This window comes from Clostridium tarantellae (assembly GCF_009295725.1).
Lineage (GTDB): Bacteria > Bacillota > Clostridia > Clostridiales > Clostridiaceae > Sarcina > Sarcina tarantellae.
The window spans coordinates 1-2,806 of record NZ_WHJC01000376.1 but is presented as its reverse complement, the minus strand read 5'-3'; the positions used below and the strand labels follow the sequence as shown (position 1 = coordinate 2,806).

Sequence of the window (2,806 nt, the reverse complement as noted above, 5' to 3'; positions counted from 1 at the left end):
TATTAATAGTAATATTTATTTAAATACATAAAAAAATAAATACATAATTTTAATTCATTTTCAAAATTATATATTTAAAATTTCTAAGTTTAATTATTACAGATTTCTAAATTTATCTAATATACAATTAATTAGATGAAAGATTTTATAAATAGGTTTAGTAATTAGAAAAATATAGGCTATATAAAATAAATAATAAATAGATAAGAAAATTTAGTGTTTTAAATATTATTTTTGATGGTATAATGTTAAAGATAAAAATTAATATAAAATATTAATAAACAAGGAGATTTTTTATATGAAAAGATATGCGGTACTTGCCAATCCAGGACATAACCGAATTTATTTTGATACAGCACTTAAAATTGCAGTTTCTGAATTGGAAGCAATTGCAAATGCTTATAATATGGAAATAAGCAATATAGAAGAAGGGAATATGGGGCTTCCAGCTTCAATTTGTTTCTCAACTAATAGAGAGCTTAATGAAGAAGATTTTAAAGCATTAGGATTTTCATCCATATATTATGCTTTATTTGAAATGATAGAAGGAGGGCTTTTAAGACCTATAGCTGTACCAGATTTTCACACTTTCCCTGAGAGTATGGTTCAAATATTAAAATATAATGGAAAGACTAATGAACAATTTACAAGACTTATGGTTAATCTTGCTTTAAGTGCATGTGAAACAGGAAGTAAAAAAATAACTTTACTTGATCCTATGTGTGGTAAAGGAACTACTTTATATGAAGGATTTATAAGAGGTTTTGATGTTATAGGAATAGAAATAAATAGTCAATGGACTCAAGAAATTCAAACTTATGTTGTTAGATACTTAAAAGAAGGTAAATATAAACATAAAGCTGAGAAATCAAAAAAATCTGATTCAAAAGGAAAGAAAATAGCTAGTATATTTACATTAACATCTGCTGTAGATAAAAAAGATTTTAATTCAGGTGAAGTTCAAACATTCCAATTATATAATTCAGATACAAGAAAAGCTAATTTACTTATTAAGAAAAAGTCCTGTGATATAATAATATCTGATTTGCCTTATGGTGTTCAGCATGGAAGTAAAAGTGATAAAAACTCAATGATGGAAAGAAGTCCATTAGAACTTTTAAATAAAGCTATACCAGCTTGGCATAATGCCTTAAAAGCTAAAGGAAGTTTAGTTTTATCATATAATGAGTTTACAATGAAGTATGATGATATAGCAATAGCTTTAGAGAAGAATGGATTTAAAGTTTTAGATGAATCTCCATACAATAATTATTTACATAGAGTAGACCAATCAATAAATAGAAACTTAATAGTAGCAATTAAAGCTTAATTATATGAAAAGAATCACTTAAAAAGTGGTTCTTTTTTATTTTGGTTATAAAATAAATTAATATAAACAAATTTTTAAAGTTTTATTTTAAATAAATTATTACATAATTTTTAGTTTAGTAACAAATATATTTAACTACGATTATTATAAATAATACAGAATATTTATAATGGAAAAGTGGTGAAGACTATGAAAGATTTACAATTGCATATATTAAATATTTCTAGAAATAAATATCATCATTTAATAAATTTACCCAATGTACAAGCTATAGGATATGGATTTAAGTATGTTAATGAAAAATGTACTTATGAACCTTGTATTCATGCATTAGTAAGTAAAAAAATTAATAAAGTAAATTTATCTTATAATAAGTTAATTCCTAAAAATTTTATGGGAGTTAAAACAGATGTAATTGAAATTGGAACCATTAAAGCTCAATATTTAACTGGTAGGGTTAGACCTTTAAAAGGTGGATGTGAAATATTAACAGAAGGCTTTTCTGAAAATGTTATTGGAAGTATGGGGTGTATAGTAAGTAAAGGGCTTTTATTTAAAAAGTATTATATTTTAAGTAACAATCATGTACTTGCAGGGGAAAATAAATTTTTCAAGGGTACACCTATTAGGCAACCTGCTCATTCTAACAAAACAGATTTTTCTGATATAGTAGCAGAATTGTCAGAGTTTATTGAAATAAAATTTGAAACTCCTACTGAATTACCAGAAAACACAGTAGATTGTGCTATAGCAAAGATTTTATATAAAAAGGATATTTCTAAAAAAGTAGCATTTATGGGAGAGATACAAAGTATAGGTATTCCAAAAATTGATTTAAAAGTAAAGAAAACAGGTGCTGCTACTAATTTTACTAAAGGAAAAATAAAAACTATAGGCGCATCTACACTATGTACTTTTCAAAATAATAAAAAAGCATTATTTGTAAATCAAATAATAACAACTAGAATGTCTGATGAAGGAGATTCTGGTAGCGTATTACTAGATAATAATAATAAAGTCATTGGACTTTTAATGGGAGGTACAAAAAATAGTGTTAGTGTTTTTAATGATATAAATTTAGTTTTAAAGGCTTTAAAGGTAGATTTATTATAAAATATAGCACATTATAAGTTAATTTCATATTATTTTTATTAGGAAAGTGATAAGGTATGGTATATATTAAATTTACTTTTTACAGTAGATAAAATAAACATTAATCACTTTTCCTAAGTTTTTTTATTTAGAGTTGCATAAAGCTATAATTTTGAAATTATATTTGCTAAATACTGAATAAAAATAGCTAATAGAATTTAACAGAGCTAATTGATACATTATTTTAATAATATTGATTGAACTTAATTCTATAGATAGGTTATTTTGATATATACCCTTAGCTATATGGGAATAAAAGGTATATATCATAAAGAATTTTAATTCTATTTTTAATAACTAAACTTAGAAAGTCATATATTAATA

2 protein-coding genes are annotated in these 2,806 nt (G+C 23.8%); both read left to right on the top strand.

Going from position 1 to position 2,806, the window contains the following annotated elements:
• The first annotated feature begins 298 nt into the window (after positions 1–298).
• On the top strand, positions 299–1,330 hold the full coding sequence (locus tag GBZ86_RS14660; protein WP_152891876.1) for a TRM11 family SAM-dependent methyltransferase: 1,032 nt from the start codon (positions 299–301) through the stop codon (positions 1,328–1,330).
• A 189-nt stretch (positions 1,331–1,519) separates the two neighbouring features.
• Positions 1,520–2,443: a trypsin-like serine protease gene (locus GBZ86_RS14655; protein WP_152891874.1), complete on the top strand. Its 924-nt coding sequence runs from the start codon at positions 1,520–1,522 to the stop codon at positions 2,441–2,443.
• Positions 2,444–2,806: the final 363 nt, after the last annotated feature.